Below are 26,913 nucleotides of genomic sequence, written 5' to 3'. Positions count from 1 at the left end.
ATAGGATTCTTACAAGCTCAAACCAAAAAATCAAAAAATATGAAAAAGAAAATTTTATTTGTCGTTACCAGTCATGACAAAAAAGGCGATACAGGCGAAAGTACAGGATATTATCTTGGAGAAGTTTCGCATCCTTGGGAAGTTTTGCACAAAGCAGGTTACGAAATAGATTTTGTAAGTCCAAAAGGTGGAACTCCTCCAGTTGATGGATTTGATTTAAAAGATCCCGTAAACAAAGAGTTTTGGGAAAGTAAAGACAAAAGTAAAATTGACAATTCTTTGACTCCATCACAAGTAAATCCGGCTGATTATTCAACCATCTTTTACGCTGGAGGTCACGGAGCCATGTGGGATTTTGCAGACAATACAGAATTAGCAACTATCGCTTCAAAAATTTATGAAAACGGAGGAATTGTAGCTGCAGTTTGTCACGGACCATCTGGTTTGGTTAATATTAAATTAAACGATGGAAAATATTTAGTTGACGGTAAAAAAATCAACGCTTTTACCAATGAAGAAGAAGCTGAAGTGAAATTAACGAATGTCGTTCCTTTCCTATTAGAAGATAAATTAAAAGAAAGAGGAGCGAAATTTGAAAAATCAGGACTTTGGCAGAATCATGTAGTGACGGATCAAAGAGTGATCACAGGACAGAATCCTCAATCTGCAAAAAGTGTGGGTGAGGCTATTTTAAAGGAATTAAATAAATAATTGTTAAATATTTTAACCACAAAAGTTGTAAATAATTTCAACCGATATCAACATTCTATTTGTCATTCCGGAGGAATCTAGACAACGTAATAAATTCTGTTTATCTGAAAGTTTAGATTCCTCCGGAATGACAAACTAAATGGAAAATTATTATCCAAAATATATTGGGTATCAAAACTTTTGTGCCTTTTGTGGTTAAATCAAATTAGAAATCAAGATAAAAAAAATGGAATATAGAAAATTAGGAAACACAGATCTCGAATTATCCGTCATTACGCACGGAGCCTTCGCGATCGGTGGAAATATGTGGGGTGGAAATGAGAAAAAAGACTCTATAGATTCTATTCATGCTTCTTTGGATCATGGCGTAACTTCTATTGACACCGCCCCTTTCTATGGTTTTGGGCTGAGTGAAGAAATGATCGGAGAAGCCATCAAAGGAAAAGACCGTTCAAAGATTCAGTTATTGACGAAATTCGGTTTGGTTTGGGACGGAAGCAACAATGGAAAAGGAGAATTTTTCTTCGATGCAAACGATGACGGAAAAACGCTTCCGGTTTACAAATTAGCTTCAAAAGAGAATATTATCAAAGAAGTTGACGAAAGTTTGAAAAGACTCGGAACAGATTACATCGATCTTCTGCAACTTCACTGGCCGGACAGCACGACTTGTATCTGTGAAACCATGGAAGCTATGGAATTACTGATTCAACAGGGAAAAATTCTTTCAGCCGGAGTAAGCAATTATAGTGTTGAGCAAATGCAGGAGGCTAACAGAACCTTGAATTTAGCAAGTAATCAGGTTTCATACAGCATGTTGAACCGCGCGATTGAAAACGATTTGGTTCCCTATTCTTTGGAAAACAATTCAGGAATTATCGTGTACAGTCCGATGGAAAGAGGTCTTTTGACAGGAAAATATTTCAAAGAAGACAAATTAAAAGACAACGACCACAGAAACGAATATTTTTCTCAGTTTGATCTTAATAAAGTAAAAACATTCTTAGAGAAAATTGAACCAATTGCTCAGGAAAAAGGAGCGACTCTTTCACAATTAGTTTTGCGTTGGACGACTTTACAACCCTCAATAACAGTGGTTTTGGCAGGAGCAAGAAACGCTCAACAAGCCATTGAAAATGCAAAAGCAATGTCTTTCGATCTTTCGCAGGAAGAATTGGATTTTATTAATGCTGAATTGAAAGAAATTTAATCTAAAACTGATTTATTAAAGATTTGGTGTAAAAATTTCATTATAAAATTTAAATATTATTGATTATGAACGTATTAAAAACTACTATCTTATTATTTACAGTTTTAGTTATGAATAATTTATCCGCACAACAAAAAGAAAATTGTCGTTATATAAAAACACCAACAGGCTATCTGATGGTACTTCGACAAGGTGATGACGTAATTGCCAACATTGAAAATCTGGCAAAAACAGAAAATATTCCGTCTGCAAGTTTTACAGGAATTGGTTTTGCATCGGATGTAACTTTTGGATTTTATGATTTTAATGCTAAAAAATTTAATCCGAAAACATTCAACAAAGTGGAAATGGGAAGTCTCACAGGCTCTATCGCATGGAACGAAAAAGGTCCGTCAATCCACGTTCATGGAGTTGCGACTGATGACAAATTCAATGCTTTTGGAGGACATATTTTGTCTCTTCATGTTGGAACAGGTTCAATGGAAATTTACGTGACCTTGAATGACCAAAAATTAGAACGAAAAATAGAACAACCTTTGAATGCAAACGTTCTGCAACTGAATTGTAAGCAATAAATTTAATTACATAATAAGGAAAAAGCGCTTCTCAACATTGGGAAGCGCTTTTTGGTAAATAACTTATTCTTGAAAATTTATTTTGCAATCGGCATGTGCGTGCTTATTGCAATTCTGTTCCAACCGTTGATTGTCACGATCGCCATAATGATTTGAGCGATTTGCGCTTCATCAAACAACTGGTTTGCTTTGTAATATGTTTCTTCTGTAAGACCTTTTTGGCTGATTAAAGTAATTTCTTCCGTCATTGCCAACAATACTTGCTCTTCTTCTGTGTAAAGCTCCAAAGCTTCTCTCCAAGCATTTAAAAGATAAATTCTTTGCGGAGTTTCGCCATATTTCATCGCATCTTTTGTGTGCATATCCAAACAGAAAGCACATCCATTGATCTGTGAAGCTCTGATTTTAATTAATTCTTTCTGAATGTGGTTTAGAGAAATCGTCTGAAGATATCCTTCTAATCCCATCATTGCTTTGTAAGCTGCTGATTCTGCTGTCGCGATGTTTACTCTTGCGCTCATATTATTTATATTTATTTGATTAATTTTTCTTGATTAATTCGTCGATACTTAATGAAAACTGATGTTGACTTGCCAATAAAAACGCGCCTGCACTTCCTACCCAGACAGAATAATCCAAAGGAGCTTTAACTCCTAAAGCCATTGTCATCGATAAAGCGAAAATGAGTAGTAAAAAACCTGCGCCATAAGCTGCAATCTTTGTTTTAAATCCAATAAGTAATAATAATGGAAATAGAATTTCTAAAAAAGTAGCGAAATAGGCTGAAAATACACTTAAACTTTCAGGAAGAAAAGAAGTGAGTTGTTGGGTATACTTTTCAAAATTCTCCCAGTTTCCCCAAGCTGAGTTTTTACCCCAAAATCCGAATCGGTCGGCAACTGCGGAAAGCATTGTCACAGAGATGGCTAACCTTAAAAATAATTGCGGGAATTGAAAATCTTTTTTGCCTGTCATAATTCTTGTTTTTATTAACAGGGCAAAGTTGCGACTTCTAAATTGTAAAAATCTTAAACTGGTTTAAGAACGTAATTTTGCTCTGATTTCACTTAAATATTCCGGAGTAAAACCCAAAAAGGAAGCAATCAGATATTGTGGAATTCTTTGAATAAACCAAGGATACAACCTGCTGAAATGCACATAATATTCTTCTTTCGTCATCTCATAAATATAGCGGATTCTTTTCTCTGCCGCTGCATAAGCAGTTTGATACACCATTCTGAAATAGCGTTCCATAACAGGATGTTTTTCCAATAAAAGTTCCTGAGATTGATAATCAATAACTAAAATTTTGGAATTTTCCACAGACTGAATATTAAAGCTTGATTTCATCTGTTTTTCAAAAGCAAAGGTATCCGACATCCACCAGGTTTCAATAGCAAATTCCGTGGTTTGCTCTACTCCTTTTTCATTAATAAAAAACTTTCTCAGACATCCTTCCAATACGAAATATTTAAATTTACAGACATCGCCTTCAAGCATCAGATTTTCTTTCTTTTTCACTTTCAGAACTTGAAAAAAAGAAATGATAGAAGCAAATTCGTCGTCGTTGATCGTAATGAATTTATCTAAATGTGCCTTGAAAGTTTCCATTGTAAAATTTAGTACTCAAACTTAACTTTATTTTTTTAGTTTTACAATTCTAAAAAACATTAAATCATGGACATCGTTGCAAAAATTTTGATCGCCCTAGTCGCAATAGAACACATCTACATTCTTTGGATGGAAATGTTTGCGTGGGAAACAAAAGGAAAGGAAGTTTTCAAAGCTGCTTTACCCGCAGAAATGTTCAAACCTACAAAAGGGTTGGCCGCTAATCAGGGACTTTACAATGGTTTTCTGGCTGCAGGATTAATCTGGTCTTTATTAATTGAAGATCCGAAATGGCAAACCAATGTTTCTCTGTTTTTCCTAAGTTGTGTTGCTATTGCCGGAATTTATGGTGCTATTTCTGCAACTAAAAGAATATTTTTCGTTCAGGCATTGCCCGCAATTTTAGGAATTATTGCCGTTGTTTTGAGTAATTTCTTTCATCTTTTACAGAGATAATTTTTTATTTTAAAAACTTAAATTCTTCATATAAATCTTTTTTTTAGCTAAATTTTTACAGCTAAAATTTCATGAATTTTTCATTCCATCATCAGGCTTAAAACCAGCTTTTTAGGCCTTAAAAAATCCATTTAATATATAATTCGTAAATTTGCACTGTCATAAGAAATTGATACACAGCTTTTTTATGCTGGCCTGCATTTTGATGAAATGTAGAAATCTAAGTTGTTCAGTACACATATCTGTAATTACATCATCAGTAATTTATTTGTAGAATCTCATTAAAAGATTAGCTTCTTTTTACATGATTCACTCTTTTTCTAGAGTATAATCTATTTGAAATATTTAAAATATAAACATAAGGCTACAGGTTTTTATGCTCATATTTTATTGTAAAAAGTTTTTATCATTAAAAGCTATTACAGACTATTTTGTACTATCGCCATTAGCAGAACAATTAAGATTAAACGTATAATCATTAATTAATGTACAATTTCTTATATCATTTATTAATCAAAAAATTCTGAATATGGAAAAAATTGAAAACGGTAGAAAAGTAAAACTTAAAGTTGAAGATCTGACGATTATTTTTGGCAAAAACAAAGAAAAAGCACAGGAACTTTTAGACAAGGGTTTTTCCAAAAAAGAAATTCTTGAAAAAACGGGTTGTACCGTTGGAATCAACAAAGCAAGTTTTGAAATCTACGAAGGTGAATTCTTTGTCATCATGGGACTATCAGGAAGTGGAAAATCTACTTTATTGCGTTGCCTTAACCGACTGAATGAGCCTACTTCAGGAAAAGTATACATCAATGATGATAATATTACCGATAAAAATAACAAAGAACTTCTGGAAGTAAGAAGAACAGAGATGAGTATGGTATTTCAAAAATTTGGACTGCTACCTCATCATAATATTCTAGACAATGCAGGTTTCGGACTGGAAATTAGAGGAGAAAGTAAAGCTTCCCGTGATGAAAAAGCGCAGAAAGCATTGGACATTGTAGGTTTAAATGGTTTTGAAAATCAGTTTCCTTCTCAACTTTCAGGAGGAATGCAGCAAAGAGTTGGATTAGCAAGAGCTTTGGCGAACGATCCAGAAGTGTTGCTTATGGATGAAGCTTTTTCCGCCCTCGACCCTTTAATCAAATCTGAAATGCAGGATCAGATGCTTGAATTGCAAGATACATTGCAGAAAACCATTGTCTTCATTACTCATGACTTAGACGAAGCCATTAAAATTGGAGACCGTATCGTCATTATGAAAGACGGCGTGATAGAGCAAATAGGAACTGCCGAAGATATTTTAACCAATCCTGCCAGCGACTATGTAAAAGCTTTTGTGGAAAAAGTAGACCGTAAAACAATCATTACTGCGAAATCTTTGATGTTTGATAAACCTACAGTAGTAAGATTCAGAAAAGACGGTCCTGAAGGTGCCCTGAGAAAAATGAGAGCAACCGGTTTGGAAAACTTGCCTGTAGTAGATTTTCAAAATAAATTTCTTGGTTTTGTAACGCTCAGCGATATTATGATGATTGCCCGAAGAAAAGAACCTACGGTGGAATCTGTAATCAATAGCAATGTTCCTTCTGTGTTTCCGGAGGCTACTGTTGAGGAAATGTTACCGCTAATTTCCGGAAGTAAATCTTCCATTGCTGTTGTGGACGAAAACAATAAGTTTTTGGGTCTTATCAGTCAATTATCCCTCGTGATAGAAGCTACAAAGTTTAACGAAGAAGAGATCATAGAATTAAAAGAAATCGCAAACAATCAATAAAATGAATAAAACTATAGATATTGGTCAATATGTAGAAACTGCAATCAATTGGCTCACAGAAAACGGGAAACCTGTATTCGATGTCATAAAACATGTAGGAAACTCCTCCATCATGGGGATTGAATGGGCTTTGGTAAACACTCCTTTTTATATTATCATTCTCCTTTTTACATTATTGGCATGGTGGAAGGCCGGAAAAGGTATCGCTATTATGACCGTGGCCGGACTTACTTTAATATTTTTAATGGGATTATGGAGAGAAACCATGGAAACCCTGGCCTTAATTTTTGTCGCAACCATTACCGCATTGGTCATCTCTGTTCCTTTGGGAATCTGGGCTGCTAAAAGCAAATTGGCTGCAAAAATCATCCGTCCGATGCTGGATTTAATGCAAACAATGCCTGCATTCGTTTATCTAATTCCTGCTGTATTATTTTTCAGTATTGGTAAAGTACCGGGAGCCTTTGCAACGATTATTTTTGCAATGCCTCCAGCAGTACGATTAACGACACTGGGAATTGAAGCTGTTCCGAAAGATATTGTAGAAGCAGCCCGAGCTTTTGGTGCTACGAACCGTCAGATTTTATTTAAAGTAGAACTTCCTTTAGCCATGCAAACTATTTTGGCAGGGATTAATCAAACGATACTGTTATCATTATCCATGGTCGTTATTGCTGGAATGATTGCTGCAGGCGGTTTAGGTGAAAAAGTATTGGAGGGAATTAATAATCTGGATATCGGATTAGGATTTGAAAGTGGATTATCCGTAGTGATTTTAGCCATTATTCTTGACCGAATTACTCAAGGATTTGTAAAGAAAAAACAATAAGATGAAGAAATTAAAATACTTATTTTTTCCAATTTTAATAGCCCTATTGGGCGTATTGAATTCATGTGGAAATATAAAAAACTCTAAATATATAACCATCGGAATGGTTGACGGCTGGGCAGAAGATGTCGCCATGACACACGTTGCCAAAGCTATTTTAGATGAACAAGGATATCACGTAATTATTCAGAAAGCTTCAACAGATATGATTCTGGCTTCGATGAATAATGAAGATACCGACCTTTTTATGGGTGTTTGGTTACCTTATACTCACGCTACAAAAGTTGCAAAATTTCCAGAATTAATTAATCTTGGAACAAATTATGACAGCGGACGAATAGGTTTGGTAGTTCCTGAATATGTTCCGATTAATTCGATAGAAGAATTAAATCAACATCAGGATCAATTCAATCACAGAATCATTGGGATTGAAAAAGGAGCAGGCTTAACATCAGGAACAGATAAAGCCATTATTGATTATCAGCTGAATTATAAACAAATCAACTCCTCCACCATTGCCATGATTACCGAACTGCAAAATGCGATCAAACGTAAAGAATGGATTGTTGTAGCGGGGTGGCAACCTCACTGGATGTTTGGAAAAATAAAGCTTAAGTTTCTTCAAGATCCCAAAAAGACATTTGGAGAAGCAGAACAGATTAAAACCTACAGCCGAAAAAGCTTTGCCAAAGATCACCCAGAATTGGCAAAGTTCTTTTCTAAAGTACATTTTGATGATGAAAATATGGCCGATCTTTTAACCAAAATGGAAGACAGTAAAGACAAAGAAGTCACCGCTAAGAAATGGGTGAAAGATCATTCTGAGCTTGTGAAATTATGGTTGGATAAAAATTAATGTTAAAAATTCTCTCGCAGATTTTTTTGAATTTTTAAGAATTCACTTTATGCATAATCATCCGCTAAATCAATAAGAAATATAAGTTGGTAAACGCTAAGGCGCAAAGAATGAAATGATATACTGTTTTAAGGTGCAAGAAAATCAAAGATTTTCACCAAGCGTTATGTTATATTAACTCTGTAATATTTCGAGTTCTTAAATTTTATCGCAGATAAAATCCTTGCGCCTTGAAACAGATAGTTATTAAAAGAAATTGCGCCTTTGTGATTCTCCAAAAAAACTTTACAAAGCAGAAATTTCCAACAATTTCTGTTTCATCATTTCAGGTTTAAACTCTCCTTCATGATAATACACCAAGTTTTGTTTTGAATCTAAAATAATCCACAGCGGATAAACAGGCTGCTTTTTATTTTTAGATAAAGCCAACGCCAATTCATGTATTCCGGAATTTCCATTAGGCAAATAATTGAATTCTTTTCCCTGAAAATGAATTTTATCTTTAGTTTTTTCAGCTTCAAAATTGATAAAATAAAAATTATCATTGATCATTTTAACCAGATCCTTGCTTTTATTTAACTGAAAAGATTCGATCTTACACACGGAGCACCAATCTGTATAAAGGTGAATAATTGTAGGTTTTGGAGTTTCTTTTTGTAAAATTTCTAAGCCAGAAAAAGTGCCTGTCTTCATCTGCGAGAGACAAAGACAAGGCACAAACATTAAAAATAAAAATATTATGAAATTTTTCATTACTTTAATTTTTTTAACCACAAAAGAGACAAAAGATTTTTAGTCGTTTTTAGATACTTAAAAGCTTACAAAACAATCGAGCCTAAGAACTTTTACATTTTGTAAACTTTTATCATTTTTTTTTCCAATCATTTCTTTTGTTCCTTTTGTGGTTAAATATTTCTTACATATTGACATTACTATTTCAAAGTATATTTTACACCCAGAAACCCTCTGATTCTCTGCATCGGAGCATATCCGTAAGTGGTATCAAAAGTATAATGATTAGGATTATTAATAGGGTCATCAACATGCTTATCAAACGGGTCAAACGGTCTCATCAAAGGATCTTTTGGAGTAAAATTGAAGATATTTTTCACTCCACAATACACTTCAAATCCTGATTTGAAACTTTTAGAAACCTGAATATTCGCTAACGAATAAAACGGAGAATATTCCGGTCGGTAATCATTCGGTAAAACGGGCAATCTCATCGGACCATAAAACTGTCCGGTAAAATCTATCACCAAATTACTTGGGAATTTATAGGTCAAACTATACGTTCCGCTCCATTTTGGAGCATGCAACTGTTGAACTTTTTCATCGTTTCCATCAAATTTTTGATAAACATCAAGGTAAGTCACTCCTAAATTAACACTCAAAGGAAAGCTAAAACTGAAGTCTACATTCATTGAAGCACCTCTTGAAATACCATAACCATGAAGATTATCGTAAATAATTTTCTGGGGATCAGTATCAAAATCTCCGACAATTTTATTGCTGAAATAGGTGTAAAACGCAGAAGCATCCAAATTAATTAACTTATCTCCGGCAGGAATTTTCCAAACATAATTTAAATTTCCATTGATAGATCTTTCAGGTTTTAAATTGTCTTTAATCACCACTTCACGGGAACCCGTCAAAGCCGCATGGTCTTCTGTAAATAAATTCACCACTCGGAAACCTGTTCCAAAATTAAAACGCAACGTATGATAAGGATTGGGAGAGTATTTCCATGCAAACCTCGGTGAATGCACAGAATGATGGATTCTATCGTAATCATATCTATAACCCAACAACAACGTATTTTTATCATTAATCTCCCACTGATCCTGAATAAATGCTCCCAAAATAGGTGACTTCATCGGCTCATTTGTCACTCCGTCTCCCGCTAAAGTTCCGGGTGTGTTATCATCATAAAAAGTTCTTTTGTAAGTAACTCCCGCAATCAAATCATGACTTCCCAGTTTCTTATCCCAATATGTCTGAACGAAGGCTACTTTTTGTGTCGCATCAAACGGATTACTTCCATAAAAAGAATTTTGGTCATGAAAGTTATACGAAAACTGAGTAATAATATTTTCTTTCATCGGCCACTGATACATCCCGAAAGCCTCTACTCTATTGGTATAAATACTCTCACCATACACTTCATTGCTTCCTCTATAAGATTTATTCCACTGCATTTCACCGCCGAAACGGTCTTCATACAAATACCTCAGCGCAAAACTCGCCATCCTATTTTCCTTTCTTTGGAAATTCCATTTATTAAAAACTGAAATTCTATTTTGTAAAGCCGAATCTGTAAAATTGTCTTTATTCTGATCTATTTTTTCATTAAAACTGAAATAATTTAAACTTAATAATGAAGCAACATTTTTTCCAAAATTAAATTTTGTTGAAAGATCCAGATTATTCTCGCCCCAACTTGTCGTCATAAGATCAACACTCAATTTCGGAGCGGTCAAAGCATTTTTAGTGATAATATTAATCACTCCACCCATCGCTTCAGAACCATAAAGAGAGGATGCCGGGCCTTTTACAACCTCAACTCTTTCAATCAAACTATTCGGAATTCCGCTTAAACCATAAACGGTAGAAAGCGAACTTACAATCGGCATTCCATCAATTAAAATCATCGTATAAGGCCCTTCCAAACCGTTGATGTGAATATCGCCCGTATTACAAACCGAACAATTCAATTGAGGTTTTACGCCATTTACCATGGCAATAGCTTCGAAAATATTCGGAGTCGGATTTTTCTGGAAAAACTTTTGACTGTAAATTTCCACTGCCACCGGACTTTTAGATCTGCTGATTGGTTTTATGGTTCCGGTGATCACAACATCATCGATCAGTTTTGTTCTTTCTTCCCGTTGTGGAATTTTTACAGAATCAACCTTTTTTGATTGATTTATATTCAAACTATCCGTTTCCTGTGAAAAACAATAGCTCGAAAAAAATATGACAGAAAATAATATTCGCTTCATGAAATTAAAATTGTTAGACAAAACTAACATTTATTTTTAGAACAGCAAAACTCTATGAAAAATATTCTTAAAAACAATTCATGAAAAATTATTAAATTTGAGAAACTACATATAAAAGTAAAATGCGATATAACCAGTCGGGAAAAATCCCACCAAAAAGACATACTATTTTTAAGTCTCCGGAAGATAAATTTTACTACGAACAGCTTTTCGGAACGGAAGGTTTTCATGGAATCTCCTCTTTGTTGTACCATATTCACCGTCCGACTCAGATAAAGTCTATTGGGGAACCAAAAGATGTGACTCCGAAAATCGCCGTTGACAAAAACGTGACGCCAAGAATGTTTAAGGGAATGAATGTAACTCCTGAAGACGACTTTTTGGACAGCCGCAAGATACTTTTGGTGAACAATGACCTGAAAATGGGATTGGCAAAACCAAGAAAATCGATGGATTATTTCTACAAAAATGCAGAATGTGACGAACTTTTATATGCTCACAACGGAAGCGGGGTTTTGAAAACTTTTGTAGGAAATCTGGATTTTTCTGTTGGTGATTATCTGATCATTCCAAGAGGAACAATTTATCAGGTTGAATTAAACTCTGACGACACCGTTTTCTTCGTTGTGGAAAGTCACTCTCCGATTTACACGCCAAAAAGATACAGAAACGAATTCGGACAGCTTTTGGAGCATTCACCATTCTGCGAAAGAGACATCATCGCACCGACTTTCGTTGAACCAAAAGATGAAAAAGGAGAATTTTTAATTAAAGTAAAAAAAGAAAATCAAATCACTGATTTCATCTATGCAACGCACCCGTTTGATGTTGTAGGTTGGGATGGTTATTTCTATCCTTATAAATTTAATATTAAGAACTTCGAACCGATTACAGGAAGAATTCACCAACCGCCACCAGTTCATCAGACTTTTGAGGCGCATAATTTTGTGGTTTGTTCGTTCTGTGCAAGAATGTACGATTACCATCCACAGGCAATTCCTGCACCCTATAATCATTCAAACATTGATTCTGATGAGGTTTTATTCTACACAGAAGGTGATTTCATGAGCCGTAATCATATCGATTTAATGGATTTCACACTTCACCCGGGAGGAATCGTTCACGGGCCCCACCCAGGAGCTATGGAAAGAAGTATTGGTAAAAAATTCACTGAAGAATATGCGGTGATGGTAGATCCTTTCCGTCCTTTGAAAATTACGGAAGAAGCAATGAAAGTGGAAGATCCCTCATACAAAACTTCTTGGTTGGAAGAATAATTTTATTCGAAAAATATTCAAAATATTAACCCTAAAAATAAGAACTAAATGCTCATTTAGTTCTTATTTTTTTCTAGAATATGACAAATGTTTGAAAAAAACACAGCCATTTTTAAAGCAAATAAATACAATATTAATTATCTTTAAGAGATAAAAATTAAAAACTCTAATATGTATAATTATATTAGCGCAGAAGAAGCAATTTATACCGTCAAAAGCGGAAACCGAGTGTTTTTTCATGGAAGTGCATGTACTCCGAATTATTTAATTGATGAATTGGCAAGACAATCCCACAGACTTCAAAATGTAGAGATGGTTTCTATCACTCAACAAGGAGCTGTAGAAATTGCCAAACCAGAATATAAAGACAGTTTTTTTGTCAATTCATTATTTGTTTCTACTCCGGTGAGAAATGCGGTTAATTCCGAAAATGGAGATTATGTTCCTATTTTTTTAAGTGAAATTCCTATTCTTTTCAGAAAAAATATTTTACCGCTGGATGTTGCTTTAATTACTGTTTCTCCACCAGACAAACATGGATTTTGCACATTAGGAACTTCGGTAGATGTTGCAAGAGCGGCAGTAGATACTGCAAAATTGGTTGTTGCAATTGTAAATCCTCTAATGCCAAGAACCCACGGTGACGGAATGATCCACATCAGCAGAATTCACAAATTGGTTTGGCATGAAGAAGAACTTCAGACAGTAGATTATGGTTCAAAAGTAGGACCTGATGAAATGCTTGTCGGGAAAAATGTTGCTGAATTAATTGACGACAGATCAACCTTACAAATGGGTATCGGAACTATTCCTGATGCAGTTTTAAAATGTTTAGGAAATCATAAAGACCTTGGAGTTCACACCGAAATGTTGAGCGACGGAGTGATTGATTTAATTCAAAGTGATGTTATCAACAATAAATATAAAGGTTACCACGATAACAAAACGATCACAAGTTTTTGTTTCGGAACAAGAAAGCTGTACGATTACGTAGATGATAATACCGTGTTCGATTTCAAAGATGTGAGTGATGTCAATTTCCCGATCAACATCATGAGAAACAACAAAATGGTTGCGATCAATTCTGCCATTGAAATTGACCTTACCGGACAAGTCTGCGCAGATTCTATCGGAACCATGCAGTACAGCGGAATCGGCGGTCAAATGGACTTCATGAGAGGTGCTGCCTTGAGCGAAGACGGAAAACCCATTATTGCCATCACTTCAAGAACTAAAAAAGGCGTTTCCAGAATTGTTCCTTTCCTAAAACAGGGAGCGGGCGTTGTAACTACGAGAGGTCACATTCATTGGGTGGTTACGGAATACGGAACCGCTTATCTTTACGGGAAAAATCTACGCCAAAGAGCACAGGAATTGATCAGTATTGCACATCCCGATGACAGAGAGATGTTGGAAAGAGCAGCTTTTGAAAGATTTAAACATTAATAACGTTAATATTCAAATTATTCTTTGATTTATTTTATTTAATGCAAAAAAAACGTACTTTTAACTTAACATAAAGAAATGGTAAAAATGCCTTAAGGTTTTGGCAGAATATTTGATAAAAACCTTTTTAAAATCAGAAACTTGAAGACTATATATAATTCGATAAGGGAGGAAGTCATAAAACATTCTAAAGTAAAAAACTCAGTTTTAGGGAATGTGGACGAATGGAAAAGAAGCCATTATATAATTCTTTCTGAGATCATCAAAGATGAGCTGTCGGAATCTGAAGAGATGAAGGGCGGAAAAAAATTCGAAATAGGAAACACTATTTCGCATGTTACCTTACAACGTTTTTTCGAAAATGATTATCAGGATAAAACCCATAATGATTTAAGATTTTTAAAGACTTTAGATAAAATATGTATTTTTTTAGGTTACAAAGATCTGAACGCTTATATACAGTTTGTAAAAGAGAAAAAACAGGAAAACGATTCCGATGATCAGGCATTTTTAAAACAATTGGTCTATGAATATTGTGCTACCGTTTTTGAATTTTATAAGAATTTCCCCAATCATAGAACAGAATTATTCAAACCATTAGTTTTTGATGATTCGCCGTTTTTGGAAAGAGCATCACAATTTAGCAGAGAATTATGTGAAAGAGATTTTCAATTAGTAACAAAAAATAACCGTTCAAACTTTGAAGTTTTCGACATTCATATTGTAACCGATGAACCGGATAAAAAAATATTAGAATCTCAGGAATTCTGGAATCTTTTATTTAAAGTTGGAGAAACAGGCGAAGAACATTTTGTAAATCAACTCAATACACAGATTTATTTCATCAAAAAAATAGACAACATCTGGAAAATATGGGACAACTACAATCCCGACGCAGGAAGATTAAATAAGAAAACTGAATAACATAAAAAAATGAAAGCCGTAGAGATCTACGGCTTTCACATTTTCGAAATATTTTTTTTCCACTTGCTTTGTGTATACAAATGTAGATAACCTAATCGTGATATAAGAAACTTAAATATACTTAAATGAACTCTTCTTTATGATTATGTTAACTATCTTCAAGGATTCCACATTAATATTTTTAAGGTTTCAAGGAATTTTGTATTTTGCATACCTATAAAATAAAAGTAAAAGAGAAAATATGTCAACACTTACATTTGCCGAAAAAATTGCTCAAGCAGAGAATTTTTTACCAATTAATGGTACAGATTACATTGAGTTTTATGTAGGAAATGCTAAACAGGCTGCTCATTATTATAAAACCGCTTTCGGTTTTCAGTCTGTAGCATACGCTGGTCCTGAAACAGGAGTAAGAGACCGTGCATCTTATGTTCTTCAACAAGGAAAAATTAGACTTATCTTAACGACTGGTCTTAAGTCTGACTCACCAATCAACGAACACGTAAAAAAACACGGAGATGGAGTAAAAGTATTGGCACTTTGGGTAGATGACGCTTACCAAGCTTTCGAAGAAACTACAAAAAGAGGTGGAAAACCATATTTAGAGCCTGTAACTTTAACAGACGAGCATGGTGAAGTAAGAATGTCCGGAGTTTACACTTACGGAGAGACTGTTCACATGTTTGTAGAAAGAAAAAACTACACAGGTCCTTTCATGCCTGGCTACCAAAAGTGGGAAAGTGCTTATCAGCCGGAAGATGCAGGTTTATTATATGTAGACCACTGTGTTGGAAACGTAGATTGGGACAGAATGATTCCTACCGTAGAATGGTACGAAAAAGTAATGGGATTTGTGAACATTCTTTCTTTTGATGACAAACAGATCAACACAGAATATTCTGCATTGATGTCTAAAGTAATGTCAAACGGAAACGGATTTGCAAAATTCCCGATCAACGAGCCTGCAGAAGGTAAAAAGAAATCTCAGGTAGAAGAATATCTTGATTTTTACGAAGGAGAAGGTGTACAACACATCGCTGTAGCTACAAAAGACATCATTCATACAGTAACTGAACTTAAAAAACGTGGTGTAGAGTTCCTTTCTGCTCCACCGGAAGCATATTACGACATGGTTCCTGAAAGAGTTGGTCATATCGATGAAGATCTAAAGAAATTACAGGATTTAGGTATACTTATTGATCATGATGAGGAAGGATATCTTTTACAGATCTTTACAAAGCCTGTTGAAGACCGTCCTACTCTTTTCTTCGAAATTATTGAAAGACACGGTGCACAGAGTTTTGGTGCAGGTAACTTCAAGGCATTGTTCGAAGCATTAGAGAGAGAGCAAGAGAAAAGAGGTAATCTTTAATTAAAAAATACAATTACAAGTTTTGTCAGGATTCAAAGTCTTGGCAAAACTTTTTTATAAACACATTATATGAAAAAATTATTTATCGGGATTTTATTTTTGGGAGCATTGGGTTTAAAAGCTCAATACGGATCAATGAATGAAATTCTTACCATCCTTGAAGAAAAAAAAGGCATTAATCAACATCTGGAAAATGAAAGCGTAGACAACAAAAAATTTGTTTTAATTAAAGACGCGGAAGACCATACAGAAAGGGATTTTATTATTATTAAAGGAAAAAATGCTACTTATGTAGAAGTTTTTGATGATAAAGCTACCGGAGAAAGCAGTTCAAATGTTTTCACAGGAGATATTATCAGAAAAAAGAACATCATTTCTTTAAGAGCAAATATGCTTGAAAATAAAAGAGTTCCCATTCCGGTTACCAAAACTTTACTGCTTACAAAACAAAAAGAGATCCTGTATCTTATCGATGTCAACACAAAAGACAGATGGATCGATGAAGCATCGTATTCAAAAAAATAATATAAATCTTGGAAGAACACTCGTCATTGCGCATAGCATAAGTTTATGCTGAGCCTGTCGAAGTAAGCAATCTTTTTAATAATCTAAACTAAATTCAAATCTTATGAAATCATTTGTAGAGTATTCCTCCAATTCGGACTTTTCAATACACAATATTCCGTTCGGAGTAGCAGTTTTTAACAAAGAATATATCGGATGTTGTACAAGAATCGGAGATCAGATCGTTGATCTTGCGACATTGTATGACCTTAGTTATTTTGAAGACATTGACGGATTAGAAGACAATGTTTTTGAAGCATATACCTTAAACGAATTTATTGAACTGGGAAAACCTGTTACCAATGCTGTTCGTTTAAAAATTCAGGAATTATTACTGGAAGGTTCTATCTTGTCTAAAGATCAGAAAACCATTGAAGACGCTTTCTATGATTTGGATAAAGTGAAAATGATGATGCCGGTTCACATTCCGAACTACACCGATTTTTACAGCAGCATTGAGCATGCTACCAACGTTGGAAAAATGTTCCGTGACCCTGCCAATGCATTATTACCAAACTGGAAACATTTACCTGTAGGATACCATGGGAGAGCTTCATCAATTGTTGTTTCAGGAACGGATATTAACCGTCCAAAAGGTCAGACGAAGCCTGCTGATGCAGAAAAACCAGTTTTCGGACCTTCAAAACAATTAGATTTTGAATTAGAAATGGCTTTCATCATTAATAAAAATACAGACATGGGCGAAAGTATTTCCACAAATGAAGCGGAAGACGCTATTTTTGGAATGATTATTTTCAACGATTGGTCTGCAAGAGACATTCAAGCTTGGGAATATGTTCCACTAGGACCATTCTTAGCTAAAAACTTTGGTTCATCAGCTTCTCCGTGGGTTGTAACGTTGGAAGCTTTAGAGCCTTTTAGAACAGCTTCTCCTACTCAAGATCCTGAAGTTTTAGATTATTTAAAATTTGAAGGAGATAAAAATTACGATATTAATTTAGAGGTTTACTTACAGCCTGAAAACGGTGAAGAAAACTTAATCTCTGAAAGCAATTATAAATTCATGTATTGGAACATGACGCAGCAATTAGCTCACCACACTGTAAACGGTTGTAACCTTGAAGTTGGTGACTTATATGCAAGTGGAACCATCTCAGGAAGCGATCCAAAATCTTTCGGTTCTATGCTTGAGTTGACATGGAGAGGTCAAAACCCAATCCAATTAAGCAACGGACAAGAAAGAAAGTTCATCGATGATAACGACACTGTAACAATGAAAGCCTGGTCTGAAAAAGACGGTGTAAGAGTTGGTTTCGGTGAAGTAAGTGGAAAAATTATTCCTACTAAATAATAACATTTTAAGCACTTAAGTCAATTAAGTTAAATGATAATGAGAAAATTAAGTTCACTTTAGTTTTCGAAAATCTACGATTTTCATTTTTTAAAATTATGATTACACAAAAACTCATCAACGAACTTGCTTACAAAGTTGTTGGAGCTTGTATTGAGGTTCACAAATTAGCCGGTCCCGGATTATATGAGCAAGTTTATCATCAATGTTTAGAAAAAGAATTAAGTTTATTAGGTTTAAAATACAAAAGTGAACTTGAAATTCCATTCTTTTATAAAGGAGAACAAGTTAATTGTAAATTAAAATGTGATTTTTTAATTGAAGACTTAATTGTTTTAGAGTTAAAATCCGTTTCAGAAATTCATCAAATTCATAAAGCCCAAACTATGAATTACATGAATCTATTAAAAGCACCTCGCTCTATTTTGGTAAATTTTAATGTAGTCAATCTTTATCATGACGGATGTGATTCTTTTGCTTCCAAAATCTTTAAAGAACTTCCCAAAGAATGAAAATCGTAGATTTTCGAAAACTTAAGTGCTCTTTGCTAAAGCGGAATTATAAAAACTAAATTAACTTAAGTGTTAATAAATATTAAATATGAAAACAGTAATCCCATCCGAATTATCTTCCGTACAATTACAAACCATTATGCAGACAGCCGTTTCACCACGACCGATTGCATTGGCTTCAACGGTGGATAAAGACGGACATCATAATTTATCTCCATTCAGTTTTTTTAATATGTTCAGTACGGTTCCTCCGATATTGATTTTTTCACCATCTAGAAGGGTTCGTGACAATACAACAAAACACACATTAGAAAATGTTTTAGAAGTTCCGGAAGTGGTCATCGGAACCGTAAATTTCCCGATTGTACAGCAAATTTCTTTAGCTTCTACAGAATATGGTGACGGAGTAAATGAATTCATCAAATCTGGCTTAACCATGAAAGACGCGGATCTTGTTCAACCTCAATTAATTGAAGAATGTCCTGTCAACTTTGAATGTAAAGTTTTAGAAATAAAATCTTTAGGAGATCAGGGTGGCGCAGGAAATCTAGTTATTTGTGAGGTTCAGAAAATCCACATCAGAGAAGAATATTTGAATGAAGAAGGAAATTTAGATCAGAAAAAACTTGATATGGTAGCTCGTCTTGGCGGAAACTGGTATTCAAGAAATAATGAAAATAATCTTTTTGAAGTTCCAAAACCGTTGGTAACAAAAGGAATTGGCTTTGATCTTCTTCCTGATGCCATAAAATACAGTAAAGTATTTACAGGAAACGATCTGGGAATGCTTGCTAACGTTGAGGTTTTACCCTCTGAAAACTGTCATGAAGACGAAAATATTCATCAAAATGCTCAGAAATTATTATTGGAAAGTAAAATTGATGAAGCTTGGAAAATTTTAGTTAAATAATTTAGAAAGGAAGTTAAGTTGGAAGCAGGAAGATGGAGGTTACAATTGAAACGCTAATTTTCACAGTATGAAAACTTCAAACCTCTTGCTTCCAGCTTCCTTTCTTTATTCATTGACAATCTTATCGTTGATAAATTCAATACATTTTTCAACAACTGTATTCAATTCTTTTGGTAGATTTTCGTCTTCCCAAGGTTCTTTTGATCCAAACGTGTGATTGGCATTTTCAATTAAAAATAATTCAGAATTTGGATTTAAAATATGAAGATGTTCCGCACTTTTCACACTTACGCTTTCATCATTTGTTCCGTGAATAACTAAGACATGAGCTTTCGCCATTTCCGTTGCTCTTTCCACATCAAAACGATGTTCATCTTTTTCAAAATCTTCAAAAAATTGATAATAATGAGGCATTTCTTGTTTTGTTCGTCCGTTCAGCACATAATAAACTCCTTTCGTTTTCCAGTTTTCTAATGCTTCATCTTTCGGAAAACGTTCTAATGTATCCACACTCGCCAAAGTGATCAATCCGTTAATTCTTTCATCTTCAAAAGTCTTAATAATAGAAATCCCTCCTCCTCTGCTATGCCCGATCAATATTATTTTCTGATCATCCACATTTGGATGCTTAACAAAATGATCAATCACAACACCTAAATCTGATAGTTCTTTAGAATAATTATTATTTCCGAAAGCTTCCAAATCAGCAAAGTTATGAGGATCTTCAACCGTCGTTCCGTTGTGGGAAAAATTGAATTTAACAAAGAAAAAGCCTGCTTCTGCAAACTTTTCAGCCATTAAATCCCATGCTCCCCAATCTTTGTAACCTTTGTAGCCATGAACGAAAATGACTAACGGTAATTTTTCATCTGTTTCCGGATAAAATGCGTCTGCAAGAAATTCTCTGGTTTCAGGATTTTGAATGATTATATTTTGTTGTTTTGTAATATTCATGTTTTGATTTTGTTCTATTTATTTGTTGGTTAATCGCAAAGGCGCAAAGTTTTTATTTTAATTACGTTTTAAGGCGCAAGAAAATCGGAGATTTTCGATTTTAGCAGCATGTCATTTCGAAGAATGAGAAATCTATATTCTCGTTTAGATTCTTCACTCCACTTTGTTTCGTTCTGAATGACAAACTATATATTTTATTGATTACCTATATTTCACTTAAAAATATTAAAAATACACCTAAACACAAAGTAAAATCTTATTTTTGCGATATGTTGGATTTAAGAACGGTAACCGTAATGCGTTATATTCTGCCACTTCGCGAGGGAGGTTCGCTTCCGGCTTTGGCAGAGGCTGATGATGATTTTAAATATGTTTTGAAATTCCGTGGCGCAGGTCATGGCGTTAAAATGTTGATTTCTGAATTATTAGGAGGAAAAATAACAGAAGTTTTAGGATTAAAAATTCCTGAACTGGTTTTTATCAATCTCGATGTAGATTTTGGAAGAGCAGAAGCAGATGAAGAAATTCAGGATTTATTGAAAAATTCTGAGGGACTTAATTTAGGACTGCACTATCTTTCCGGTTCGATCACTTATGATTCGAGTATAAAAGTTGATCCGCTTTTGGCTTCAAAAATCGTCTGGCTGGATGCATTTATTACCAATATCGACCGTACTTTTAAGAATACCAATCTTTTAATGTGGCATAAAGAATTGTGGGTAATTGACAACGGTGCGTCATTTTATTTCCACCATTCTTGGCAGAATTTTGACATGGCTGCGAAAACTCCATTCAAATATGTAAAAGATCATGTTTTGCTTCCACAGGCAAAAATGTTGGATGAAGCCGATAAGTTCGCAAAAGAAGTTTTGAATGATACCATTTTCAGAGAAATCGTTAATTTGATTCCTGAAGATTGGCTGCATTGGAATGACGCCGATGAAACGCCTGAAGAAATTCGTGAAGTTTATTTCAACTTCCTGAAAACACGATTAGAAAATTCTGAAATCTTTTTAAACGAAGCCAAAAATGCAAGAGGATAAAATTTACGAATACGCTGTAATACGCTTGGTACCGAAGGTTGAGAGAGAAGAGTTTTTCAATATCGGGCTCGTTATGTTTTCAAAAAGAGAAAAGTTTATCAAGGTAGATTATTATTTATGTCCCGATAAATTCAAACTAATGCACAGCAAGTTGGATTATGACGATATCATTCAAAATCTGGAAAGCTTCCAAAAAATAGCAAATGGCGATAAAGATGGCGGACCTATTGCACAATTTGAAATTCCAGAACGTTTCCGTTGGTTAACAGCTGTGAGAAGTTCTGTTGTTCAAACTTCAAGACCTCATCCGGGGAAATCTAAAGACTTAGAAAAGACTTTTGGTAAACTTTTTGAAGAGTTAGTAAAATAGCACTCTCTTTCAAAAAATATTATATGAAATCAATCATAAACAATACATCAATCTACAGGTTTTCAATAAACCTGTTTTTTATTTTATTTTTAAGTTCATTTACGTTAGGTTTTTCTCAGCTTCCATTTGAACCGAAAACCGGAAAAAGTACTCTGTTGCCGGAAAAAACAAACGTTTCTGAAAATATTGTCTACAAAACCAATGCAAACGGAGATGAGATGAAATTGGATATATATACTCCAAAAGATGCATCATCAGACAAACTTCCCGTTGTAATTTACGTCTTCGGAGGAGGATGGGTAAAAGGTGATAAAACCATACGATCTGAGACTTATATTGAAGATATGTTTTTAAAATTGGTTGAAAAAAAATATGCAGTAATTGCGATAAATTATACCTTATTAAACGAAAATATTCATTTTCCATTACCACTTCAGGATACTAAAGACGCAATACGATGGGTGAGAAAAAATGCTGAAAAATATAATTTCGACACCAACAATATCGGATTATTCGGAGCTTCATCTGGCGCTCATCTTTCTATGCTTGCCGCTTATACGCAAGATAATGAATTTGTTGGAAGCCCAGAGTTAGTGCCTTATTCTGCAAAAGTTAATTATGTTGTTGATAATTTCGGGCCGGCAGATCTTAATACACTTCTTCATACCCGAATCGGAAAAGTACCCGTTTTTTTCGTTGGATTAATATTTTCAAACAAAATTGTGACTTTAAGAGAAAATCTTGTCAATGGAATTTCCGGATATGATATTAAAAAAGAAAAAAGAAAAGTTGTAAAATATTTCAAAAGCGTATCTCCGATAACGTACGCAGATAACGCTGTTCCGACTTTAATTGTGCAAGGTGATAAAGATAAAGTAGTTCCTTTAAAACAGTCTAAAAAGCTCAGTAGAAAGCTCAAAAAAGCCAACGTACAAAATTCTTTAATTATCGTAAAAGACGGAATGCACGGATTCGGAACGACTGACAAAACTTATTTACATCAAATTGATGATGAAATGGTAAATTTTATTGTTTCACAAAAGAAAAACTAATTAATTTCCAGATTCATCATAAAGCTGACTTCCCCAAAACTGAATATCTCTTTCCGCCAGATTTGAATTAAAAAATAAATCTTTTACTTCTTCTATAATTTTTTGAACAGCGTTAACATCGGTGGTTCTTATTCTTGTTTCGTGGTTTTCTTTTACGCCACTTCCTGTGAAATTAAGAGATCCTAAATAGGCAATTTCATCATCAATAACGTAAATTTTACTGTGAATAAACGTTTTATTGAAAGAATTTCCATTATTTGGAGAAACAAAAACTTTGAAAGGAAACAGCTGTTTATAGGTGTAATGATAGACTTTGGTGTTTTTAATTTTCTTAACCACAGAATCTCTTACAAAAAATATCAGAACGACAATGATGAAACCGAGTCCATATTTCAAGTCTTTCAAAAGATACATTAAGGGAAACAAAACGACCGCCAGCCCGATCATCGCAAAGAGTAGAGTTCCCGACAAACTCTCCAAATTATCTCTCGTTTCTTTTGCTTTCTGATCAACGTGTTTGTTTTGAATGATGAGTTTGTGAATATTTTTTTCATATCCATAAAAATCTTCAATCTCATCACTTGTAATAAGTTTAATATTGATCCCTCTGGAATGAAGAAAAATCAGTTCTTTAATTAAAAAAGGAGAAAGATAGGGAGAAACAATTTTCACGTTTTTCTTAGCATTTCTAATATCCTGCATGAGCTTGGCACCAGCACCCTTTCCCATGTAGATATCACATACCGCATTGTTATAAAAAGTTCCCATTCTTAATAAAAATTGAAGTTTTTCATTATTTGTTTTGTCGTTTTTATCGGACAGCAAAAATAGTTTAACTTTAAATATTTTAACCTTTAAAAATCATTTTTTTCTAATATTAAAATGGATAACTGTTTTTTTAAGATCTTTCAATTATGTCAAATTACGAATAATCAAGCCTGTTTAAACTTATTATTTTAACCACAAAAGGTACAAAAGCAATGATTGAGCTATTTAAAATTTAACTGTTTTGGAAAACAAAAGCCCTCAAAAGATTAAAAATCATAGATTTTTAAAAACTATGTGTTCTTCTTTGCTGTTCATCATGAACTTAAATAAATAATATATTTAATCTTTTGTTCCTTTTGTGGTTAAAATAATAAGTTTAAACAAGTTTATCAATAAAAAACGGATTCCCATAAGAATCCGTTCCTAATAAATAATAATAGAAAGCTAAAAAAACATTTAAAAATTGAAATTAAGTCTTGAAAACAGATATCTACCATTCTGACCAAACTGCGATGTAGAGCGCGAATAGATGAACTGATCGTTATTGGTAGATGCCGTAAGATTTTTTGTAGGATAAATATCAAACAAATTATTTACCCCTAAAGTAAGTCCAACATTTTTTGTAAACTGATAAGCAACAGAAAGATCCGTGATGATTTTTGGAGTGATTTGCTGATGTTCATTCGTCTCAACAATTCCGTTTCCGTTGGCATCAATAATATCTGGACTTGTTACTTTTCCGAAATAAGTATTTCTTAAATAAACAATTGTTTTACCCCAAGAAAGCTGGTTTGATAAACTTGCTTTTACCCTTGGTACAGCTTCTTCAAGATAAATTCTTGAGGCTTCAGAAAAATATACATTTTCTAAATTTGTTTCCTGTAAAGAACCTGAGGAATGTATATTTCCAACTTTTTTAGTCTGATTAAGATTGATCGCAAAATTATTATCCAATTTCACTCCGGAAAACCTTAAATTATGACTGATAACCACATCCAAACCTTTGGTTTCCGTGTCAATTGCATTGGCAAATAACTGAACGGCATTTACTCCGGCCGCATCCATAGCCGCCTGTGCCTGAGGAGAAACTGACGCTCTCGCAAACTGTCCTGTAAGAATAATTCTGTTATCAATTCTTGTAAAATATCCATCTGCTGTAAACGTTAAATTAGCAGCAGGAATTTTATAAGTAAAACCTACACTTGCAGACTTTGAAGTTTCCTGTTTTAAGCTTGGAATATCTAATAAGTCAGCAACTTTTGAATCATTACTAAAAGTTCCAACCTCTTTTAAAACCCCGTCTGTAAACAAAGTAGAGGTTACATTATAATAAATCTGATGAATCGACGGAGCCCTAAAACCTGTAGAACCTGCAAATCTGAAATTTAAATTTTTATCTAATTTAATCCTTGAAGCCAGTTTATAGTTAAAAGTAGAACCAAAATCGGAATAATTTTCATATCTCGCTGCTGCATCAACCAATAACCAATCTGTGAAATTAAATTCCAGATCTGCATATCCTGCAACCGACTGTCTATTTTTATCTACTGCATTTTCAGGTCTGAAACCGCCGAAAACCTGCGACCCTCCCGGAAGTGCATTTCCGAAGAAATCTGTTGGTCTTGCAGAGCTACCATTCCAAACGTTTCCGTTTACATCATAGGTTGCATATGACGCTTCTTCACCTGCTGTAATTTTGAAATTTTCATAACGGTGTTCTGCTCCGAAAGCAACATTAATTCCACTCCAAACATCATATTTTTTAGAAAAATCTAGATTGATTGTATTTTGTGAAAATCTCAATCCACCCGCGCTAAATTCACTTGGTGAAGCAAATCTCAACGATGTATTTCCTGTATTTTGAATAGTATAATCAAATGAATTTTGCCCGAAAGTATTGCTTAAATCAATATTCCAACCACTCCAATTCCCTTTAATTCCTGCAGAAAGCGACAAATCCTGAATATCAGTTCCGATCTGTGGCAAATATCCGTTGGCTGCCAATCCTGTAAACGTTCTGCTTTGATTCGGCTTTCTGTAAAAACCTCCGGAAGTCCCTTGTCTGTAGCTGTAACCGCCAAAAGTATAGACTTTCCAGTTATCATTTATTGGAATTTCAATGTTGGCAAATAACTGATGATTACTAAGTTTAGACTGACCAACCTGCATGTTGAAATCTTTTCTATCCTGCCCTCTGTAGGCCAATTCCTGATCCGTTACATTTGTATTTAAAAGTCCCTGTAAAGCAGAGATTGTAGTGGCAGATTGTATCTGATTTTGAAAATCTGCTGAAAAATAATTTACACCCTGAGCATATTGATGAATAGAATTAATAATTTGCTGAGAGTTTGGTGTACTTCCGATATTTGTAAAAAGGGAAGAAAGATTCACGCCATTATTCAAAGCACGTTGTTCTATGGCGTTGTAAGCATTATAAATCGTTCCACTTTCTGTTCCTGCTCTGTAAGTCGGATTTCTGAACTGTGAAGTCCATGTTATGTTGTAAAAACCACCTTTCTTACCAATTTTATTTCCGTAATTAAGATCAACCTGAATATTCTGTCCGTCAAAATCTCCGGTATGATCATTGGCTGTGGAAGTAAGGTTTCCTCCGTAATTTACCTGTCCGGTTAATTTTCCGGTATCTCTTTTCAATTCTAAATTGATTACCCCGGCAATCGCATCCGAGCCATATTGAGCGGCAGCTCCGTCACGCAAAACCTCAATTCTGGTTAATGCAAAAGATGGAATTGAGTTTAAATCCGTTCCTACACTTCCTCTTCCTGGCGATCCGTTGACATTCACTAAGGCTGAAGTATGTCTTCTTTTTCCATTCACCAAAACCAAAACCTGATCCGGACCAAGTCCTCTTAACTGGGCCGGATCTAAGTGATCCGTTCCATCCGCATTCGTCTGAATCGTGGACGTAAAAGATGGTGCAACCGAATTTAAGATCTGTGAAATATTCGTTTGCGGAAGAATAACCGAAGATTCTTTCACATTAAATACATCCACAGGAACCGGACTGTCAACTTTAGATCTCGCACCACTTCTTGATCCCAGAATTACCACTTCCTCTACATCTCCCGTCTTTAAAGTATCTTTTTGTTGCGCGTATGTATAAGTTCCCAAGAAAAAAAGCACGGAAACTGAAAAAATTGTCTTTTTATTTTTCATAGACTTTCTAAAATAATTAATAATTTATGTTTTTTGAGGAGCAAATGTAAATCATATTTATTAGTCTACAAAATTAATAGACTTTTAAATTATAAAAATTTTTCTTGCTTAAATTCATTAAATAAATTTTCCATCTAAAAATCACCGTCAATTTAATTTTTAAAGAGTAAAATAGTATTTCACCAACCGATCTTATGACAAT

General features: G+C 34.3%; 26 protein-coding genes. 18 read left to right on the top strand and 8 right to left on the bottom strand.

All coding sequences use genetic code 11. From position 1 onward, the window contains the following. Positions 1-39: 39 nt before the first annotated feature. From SB689_RS16805 to SB689_RS16795, 3 genes are all read left to right on the top strand, one after another. A complete protein-coding gene (locus SB689_RS16805; RefSeq protein WP_410693266.1) occupies positions 40-711 on the top strand; it encodes a type 1 glutamine amidotransferase domain-containing protein in 672 nt (223 codons plus the stop codon). A gap of 226 nt (positions 712-937) precedes the next feature. Beyond that, on the top strand, positions 938-1,921 hold the full coding sequence (locus SB689_RS16800) for an aldo/keto reductase (protein ID WP_410693265.1): 984 nt from the start codon (positions 938-940) through the stop codon (positions 1,919-1,921). 65 nt (positions 1,922-1,986) lie between these two features. After that, entirely contained in the window at positions 1,987-2,496 is a 510-nt protein-coding gene (locus SB689_RS16795; RefSeq protein WP_410693264.1) for a PPC domain-containing DNA-binding protein, read from the top strand. Between the two features lie 77 nt (positions 2,497-2,573). Here SB689_RS16795 and SB689_RS16790 read toward each other — a convergent pair whose 3' ends face one another. From SB689_RS16790 to SB689_RS16780, 3 genes are all read right to left on the bottom strand, one after another. Next, positions 2,574-3,017, bottom strand: coding sequence for a carboxymuconolactone decarboxylase family protein (locus SB689_RS16790; protein WP_410693263.1), 444 nt, complete (start codon positions 3,015-3,017; stop codon positions 2,574-2,576). Positions 3,018-3,036: 19 nt separating this feature from the next. Then, the gene (locus SB689_RS16785) at positions 3,037-3,471 is read right to left on the bottom strand and encodes a DoxX family membrane protein (protein WP_066751349.1); all 435 of its coding nucleotides are present in this window, start codon (positions 3,469-3,471) and stop codon (positions 3,037-3,039) included. Positions 3,472-3,534: 63 nt separating this feature from the next. Further along, positions 3,535-4,107 carry a Crp/Fnr family transcriptional regulator gene (locus tag SB689_RS16780; protein ID WP_410693262.1) on the bottom strand — a complete coding sequence of 191 codons (573 nt, stop codon included), beginning with the start codon at positions 4,105-4,107 and terminating at the stop codon, positions 3,535-3,537. A gap of 66 nt (positions 4,108-4,173) precedes the next feature. Here SB689_RS16780 and SB689_RS16775 point away from each other — a divergent pair, with 66 nt between their 5' ends. The 4 genes from SB689_RS16775 (at position 4,174) to SB689_RS16760 (ending at position 8,028) form a co-directional block, all read left to right on the top strand. Further along, complete coding sequence (locus tag SB689_RS16775) at positions 4,174-4,563, top strand: DUF1304 domain-containing protein (protein WP_410693261.1); 390 nt, start codon at positions 4,174-4,176, stop codon at positions 4,561-4,563. 529 nt (positions 4,564-5,092) lie between these two features. After that, positions 5,093-6,343 carry a quaternary amine ABC transporter ATP-binding protein gene (locus SB689_RS16770; RefSeq protein WP_410693260.1) on the top strand — a complete coding sequence of 417 codons (1,251 nt, stop codon included), beginning with the start codon at positions 5,093-5,095 and terminating at the stop codon, positions 6,341-6,343. A gap of 1 nt (position 6,344) precedes the next feature. Next, positions 6,345-7,172, top strand: coding sequence for an ABC transporter permease (locus SB689_RS16765; RefSeq protein WP_410693259.1), 828 nt, complete (start codon positions 6,345-6,347; stop codon positions 7,170-7,172). Between the two features lies 1 nt (position 7,173). Next, positions 7,174-8,028: a glycine betaine ABC transporter substrate-binding protein gene (locus SB689_RS16760; RefSeq protein WP_410693258.1), complete on the top strand. Its 855-nt coding sequence runs from the start codon at positions 7,174-7,176 to the stop codon at positions 8,026-8,028. A 285-nt stretch (positions 8,029-8,313) separates the two neighbouring features. On the opposite strand, the gene SB689_RS16755 is transcribed toward SB689_RS16760, so the two are convergent. Together SB689_RS16755 and SB689_RS16750 are read right to left on the bottom strand one after the other, a co-directional pair. Next, on the bottom strand, positions 8,314-8,781 hold the full coding sequence (locus tag SB689_RS16755; protein ID WP_410693257.1) for a thiol:disulfide interchange protein: 468 nt from the start codon (positions 8,779-8,781) through the stop codon (positions 8,314-8,316). Between the two features lie 179 nt (positions 8,782-8,960). After that, the gene (locus SB689_RS16750; RefSeq protein WP_410693256.1) at positions 8,961-11,030 is read right to left on the bottom strand and encodes a TonB-dependent receptor plug domain-containing protein; all 2,070 of its coding nucleotides are present in this window, start codon (positions 11,028-11,030) and stop codon (positions 8,961-8,963) included. A gap of 122 nt (positions 11,031-11,152) precedes the next feature. Here SB689_RS16750 and SB689_RS16745 point away from each other — a divergent pair, with 122 nt between their 5' ends. From SB689_RS16745 to SB689_RS16710, 8 genes are all read left to right on the top strand, one after another. Further along, positions 11,153-12,307: a homogentisate 1,2-dioxygenase gene (locus SB689_RS16745; RefSeq protein WP_072409606.1), complete on the top strand. Its 1,155-nt coding sequence runs from the start codon at positions 11,153-11,155 to the stop codon at positions 12,305-12,307. A 171-nt stretch (positions 12,308-12,478) separates the two neighbouring features. After that, positions 12,479-13,753, top strand: a complete 1,275-nt coding sequence (locus SB689_RS16740; protein ID WP_410693255.1) for an acetyl-CoA hydrolase/transferase family protein — start codon at positions 12,479-12,481, stop codon at positions 13,751-13,753. A 141-nt stretch (positions 13,754-13,894) separates the two neighbouring features. Further along, positions 13,895-14,677, top strand: a complete 783-nt coding sequence (locus tag SB689_RS16735; protein ID WP_410693254.1) for a hypothetical protein — start codon at positions 13,895-13,897, stop codon at positions 14,675-14,677. 241 nt (positions 14,678-14,918) lie between these two features. Further along, complete coding sequence (gene hppD / locus SB689_RS16730; protein WP_410693253.1) at positions 14,919-16,049, top strand: 4-hydroxyphenylpyruvate dioxygenase; 1,131 nt, start codon at positions 14,919-14,921, stop codon at positions 16,047-16,049. A 69-nt stretch (positions 16,050-16,118) separates the two neighbouring features. Beyond that, positions 16,119-16,574, top strand: coding sequence for a hypothetical protein (locus SB689_RS16725; RefSeq protein ID WP_410693252.1), 456 nt, complete (start codon positions 16,119-16,121; stop codon positions 16,572-16,574). A 103-nt stretch (positions 16,575-16,677) separates the two neighbouring features. Beyond that, complete coding sequence (fahA, locus tag SB689_RS16720) at positions 16,678-17,925, top strand: fumarylacetoacetase (RefSeq protein WP_410693251.1); 1,248 nt, start codon at positions 16,678-16,680, stop codon at positions 17,923-17,925. Positions 17,926-18,023: 98 nt separating this feature from the next. Then, positions 18,024-18,437: a GxxExxY protein gene (locus tag SB689_RS16715; RefSeq protein ID WP_410693250.1), complete on the top strand. Its 414-nt coding sequence runs from the start codon at positions 18,024-18,026 to the stop codon at positions 18,435-18,437. 88 nt (positions 18,438-18,525) lie between these two features. After that, complete coding sequence (locus SB689_RS16710; RefSeq protein ID WP_410693249.1) at positions 18,526-19,347, top strand: flavin reductase family protein; 822 nt, start codon at positions 18,526-18,528, stop codon at positions 19,345-19,347. A 105-nt stretch (positions 19,348-19,452) separates the two neighbouring features. On the opposite strand, the gene SB689_RS16705 is transcribed toward SB689_RS16710, so the two are convergent. Continuing rightward, a complete protein-coding gene (locus tag SB689_RS16705; RefSeq protein WP_410693248.1) occupies positions 19,453-20,301 on the bottom strand; it encodes an alpha/beta hydrolase family protein in 849 nt (282 codons plus the stop codon). Between the two features lie 269 nt (positions 20,302-20,570). Here SB689_RS16705 and SB689_RS16700 point away from each other — a divergent pair, with 269 nt between their 5' ends. The 3 genes from SB689_RS16700 to SB689_RS16690 are packed head-to-tail and all read left to right on the top strand — an operon-like array spanning position 20,571 to position 22,766. Next, a complete protein-coding gene (locus tag SB689_RS16700) occupies positions 20,571-21,344 on the top strand; it encodes a HipA family kinase (RefSeq protein WP_410693247.1) in 774 nt (257 codons plus the stop codon). After that, the gene (locus SB689_RS16695) at positions 21,331-21,714 is read left to right on the top strand and encodes a DUF3037 domain-containing protein (protein WP_410693246.1); all 384 of its coding nucleotides are present in this window, start codon (positions 21,331-21,333) and stop codon (positions 21,712-21,714) included. The genes SB689_RS16700 and SB689_RS16695 overlap by 14 nt, the downstream gene beginning before the upstream one ends. 23 nt (positions 21,715-21,737) lie before the next feature. Next, positions 21,738-22,766 (top strand): alpha/beta hydrolase fold domain-containing protein, encoded by a 1,029-nt coding sequence (locus SB689_RS16690; protein WP_410693245.1) that lies wholly within the window; start codon positions 21,738-21,740, stop codon positions 22,764-22,766. Here the strand turns inward: SB689_RS16690 and SB689_RS16685 are convergent, their stop codons facing one another. After that, positions 22,767-23,591 carry a phospholipase D family protein gene (locus SB689_RS16685; RefSeq protein ID WP_410693244.1) on the bottom strand — a complete coding sequence of 275 codons (825 nt, stop codon included), beginning with the start codon at positions 23,589-23,591 and terminating at the stop codon, positions 22,767-22,769. It lies immediately after the preceding gene. Positions 23,592-23,990: 399 nt separating this feature from the next. Further along, positions 23,991-26,711 carry a TonB-dependent receptor plug domain-containing protein gene (locus SB689_RS16680; RefSeq protein ID WP_410693243.1) on the bottom strand — a complete coding sequence of 907 codons (2,721 nt, stop codon included), beginning with the start codon at positions 26,709-26,711 and terminating at the stop codon, positions 23,991-23,993. Between the last annotated feature and the right edge of the window lie 202 nt (positions 26,712-26,913).

The organism is Chryseobacterium sp. SIMBA_038, assembly GCF_046535115.1.
Taxonomy (GTDB): domain Bacteria; phylum Bacteroidota; class Bacteroidia; order Flavobacteriales; family Weeksellaceae; genus Chryseobacterium.
Note: the sequence above shows the minus strand (reverse complement) of the source record. Positions and strands in the feature narration are given on the sequence as shown.

Excerpts from the sequence above, each read along its gene's own strand:
- SB689_RS16800 (WP_410693265.1), top strand. The coding sequence starts at position 938 with ATGGAATATAGAAAATTAGGAAACACAGATCTCGAATTATCCGTCATT.
- SB689_RS16725 (WP_410693252.1), top strand. The coding sequence starts at position 16,119 with ATGAAAAAATTATTTATCGGGATTTTATTTTTGGGAGCATTGGGTTTA.
- SB689_RS16790 (WP_410693263.1), bottom strand. The coding sequence starts at position 3,017 with ATGAGCGCAAGAGTAAACATCGCGACAGCAGAATCAGCAGCTTACAAA.
- SB689_RS16700 (WP_410693247.1), top strand. The coding sequence starts at position 20,571 with ATGTTGGATTTAAGAACGGTAACCGTAATGCGTTATATTCTGCCACTT.
- SB689_RS16785 (WP_066751349.1), bottom strand. The coding sequence starts at position 3,471 with ATGACAGGCAAAAAAGATTTTCAATTCCCGCAATTATTTTTAAGGTTA.
- SB689_RS16695 (WP_410693246.1), top strand. The coding sequence starts at position 21,331 with ATGCAAGAGGATAAAATTTACGAATACGCTGTAATACGCTTGGTACCG.
- SB689_RS16765 (WP_410693259.1), top strand. The coding sequence starts at position 6,345 with ATGAATAAAACTATAGATATTGGTCAATATGTAGAAACTGCAATCAAT.
- SB689_RS16710 (WP_410693249.1), top strand. The coding sequence starts at position 18,526 with ATGAAAACAGTAATCCCATCCGAATTATCTTCCGTACAATTACAAACC.
- SB689_RS16705 (WP_410693248.1), bottom strand. The coding sequence starts at position 20,301 with ATGAATATTACAAAACAACAAAATATAATCATTCAAAATCCTGAAACC.
- SB689_RS16745 (WP_072409606.1), top strand. The coding sequence starts at position 11,153 with ATGCGATATAACCAGTCGGGAAAAATCCCACCAAAAAGACATACTATT.
- SB689_RS16750 (WP_410693256.1), bottom strand. The coding sequence starts at position 11,030 with ATGAAGCGAATATTATTTTCTGTCATATTTTTTTCGAGCTATTGTTTT.
- SB689_RS16760 (WP_410693258.1), top strand. The coding sequence starts at position 7,174 with ATGAAGAAATTAAAATACTTATTTTTTCCAATTTTAATAGCCCTATTG.
- SB689_RS16795 (WP_410693264.1), top strand. The coding sequence starts at position 1,987 with ATGAACGTATTAAAAACTACTATCTTATTATTTACAGTTTTAGTTATG.
- SB689_RS16775 (WP_410693261.1), top strand. The coding sequence starts at position 4,174 with ATGGACATCGTTGCAAAAATTTTGATCGCCCTAGTCGCAATAGAACAC.
- SB689_RS16690 (WP_410693245.1), top strand. The coding sequence starts at position 21,738 with ATGAAATCAATCATAAACAATACATCAATCTACAGGTTTTCAATAAAC.
- SB689_RS16740 (WP_410693255.1), top strand. The coding sequence starts at position 12,479 with ATGTATAATTATATTAGCGCAGAAGAAGCAATTTATACCGTCAAAAGC.
- SB689_RS16780 (WP_410693262.1), bottom strand. The coding sequence starts at position 4,107 with ATGGAAACTTTCAAGGCACATTTAGATAAATTCATTACGATCAACGAC.
- SB689_RS16805 (WP_410693266.1), top strand. The coding sequence starts at position 40 with ATGAAAAAGAAAATTTTATTTGTCGTTACCAGTCATGACAAAAAAGGC.
- SB689_RS16770 (WP_410693260.1), top strand. The coding sequence starts at position 5,093 with ATGGAAAAAATTGAAAACGGTAGAAAAGTAAAACTTAAAGTTGAAGAT.
- hppD (WP_410693253.1), top strand. The coding sequence starts at position 14,919 with ATGTCAACACTTACATTTGCCGAAAAAATTGCTCAAGCAGAGAATTTT.
- SB689_RS16680 (WP_410693243.1), bottom strand. The coding sequence starts at position 26,711 with ATGAAAAATAAAAAGACAATTTTTTCAGTTTCCGTGCTTTTTTTCTTG.
- SB689_RS16715 (WP_410693250.1), top strand. The coding sequence starts at position 18,024 with ATGATTACACAAAAACTCATCAACGAACTTGCTTACAAAGTTGTTGGA.
- SB689_RS16755 (WP_410693257.1), bottom strand. The coding sequence starts at position 8,781 with ATGAAAAATTTCATAATATTTTTATTTTTAATGTTTGTGCCTTGTCTT.
- fahA (WP_410693251.1), top strand. The coding sequence starts at position 16,678 with ATGAAATCATTTGTAGAGTATTCCTCCAATTCGGACTTTTCAATACAC.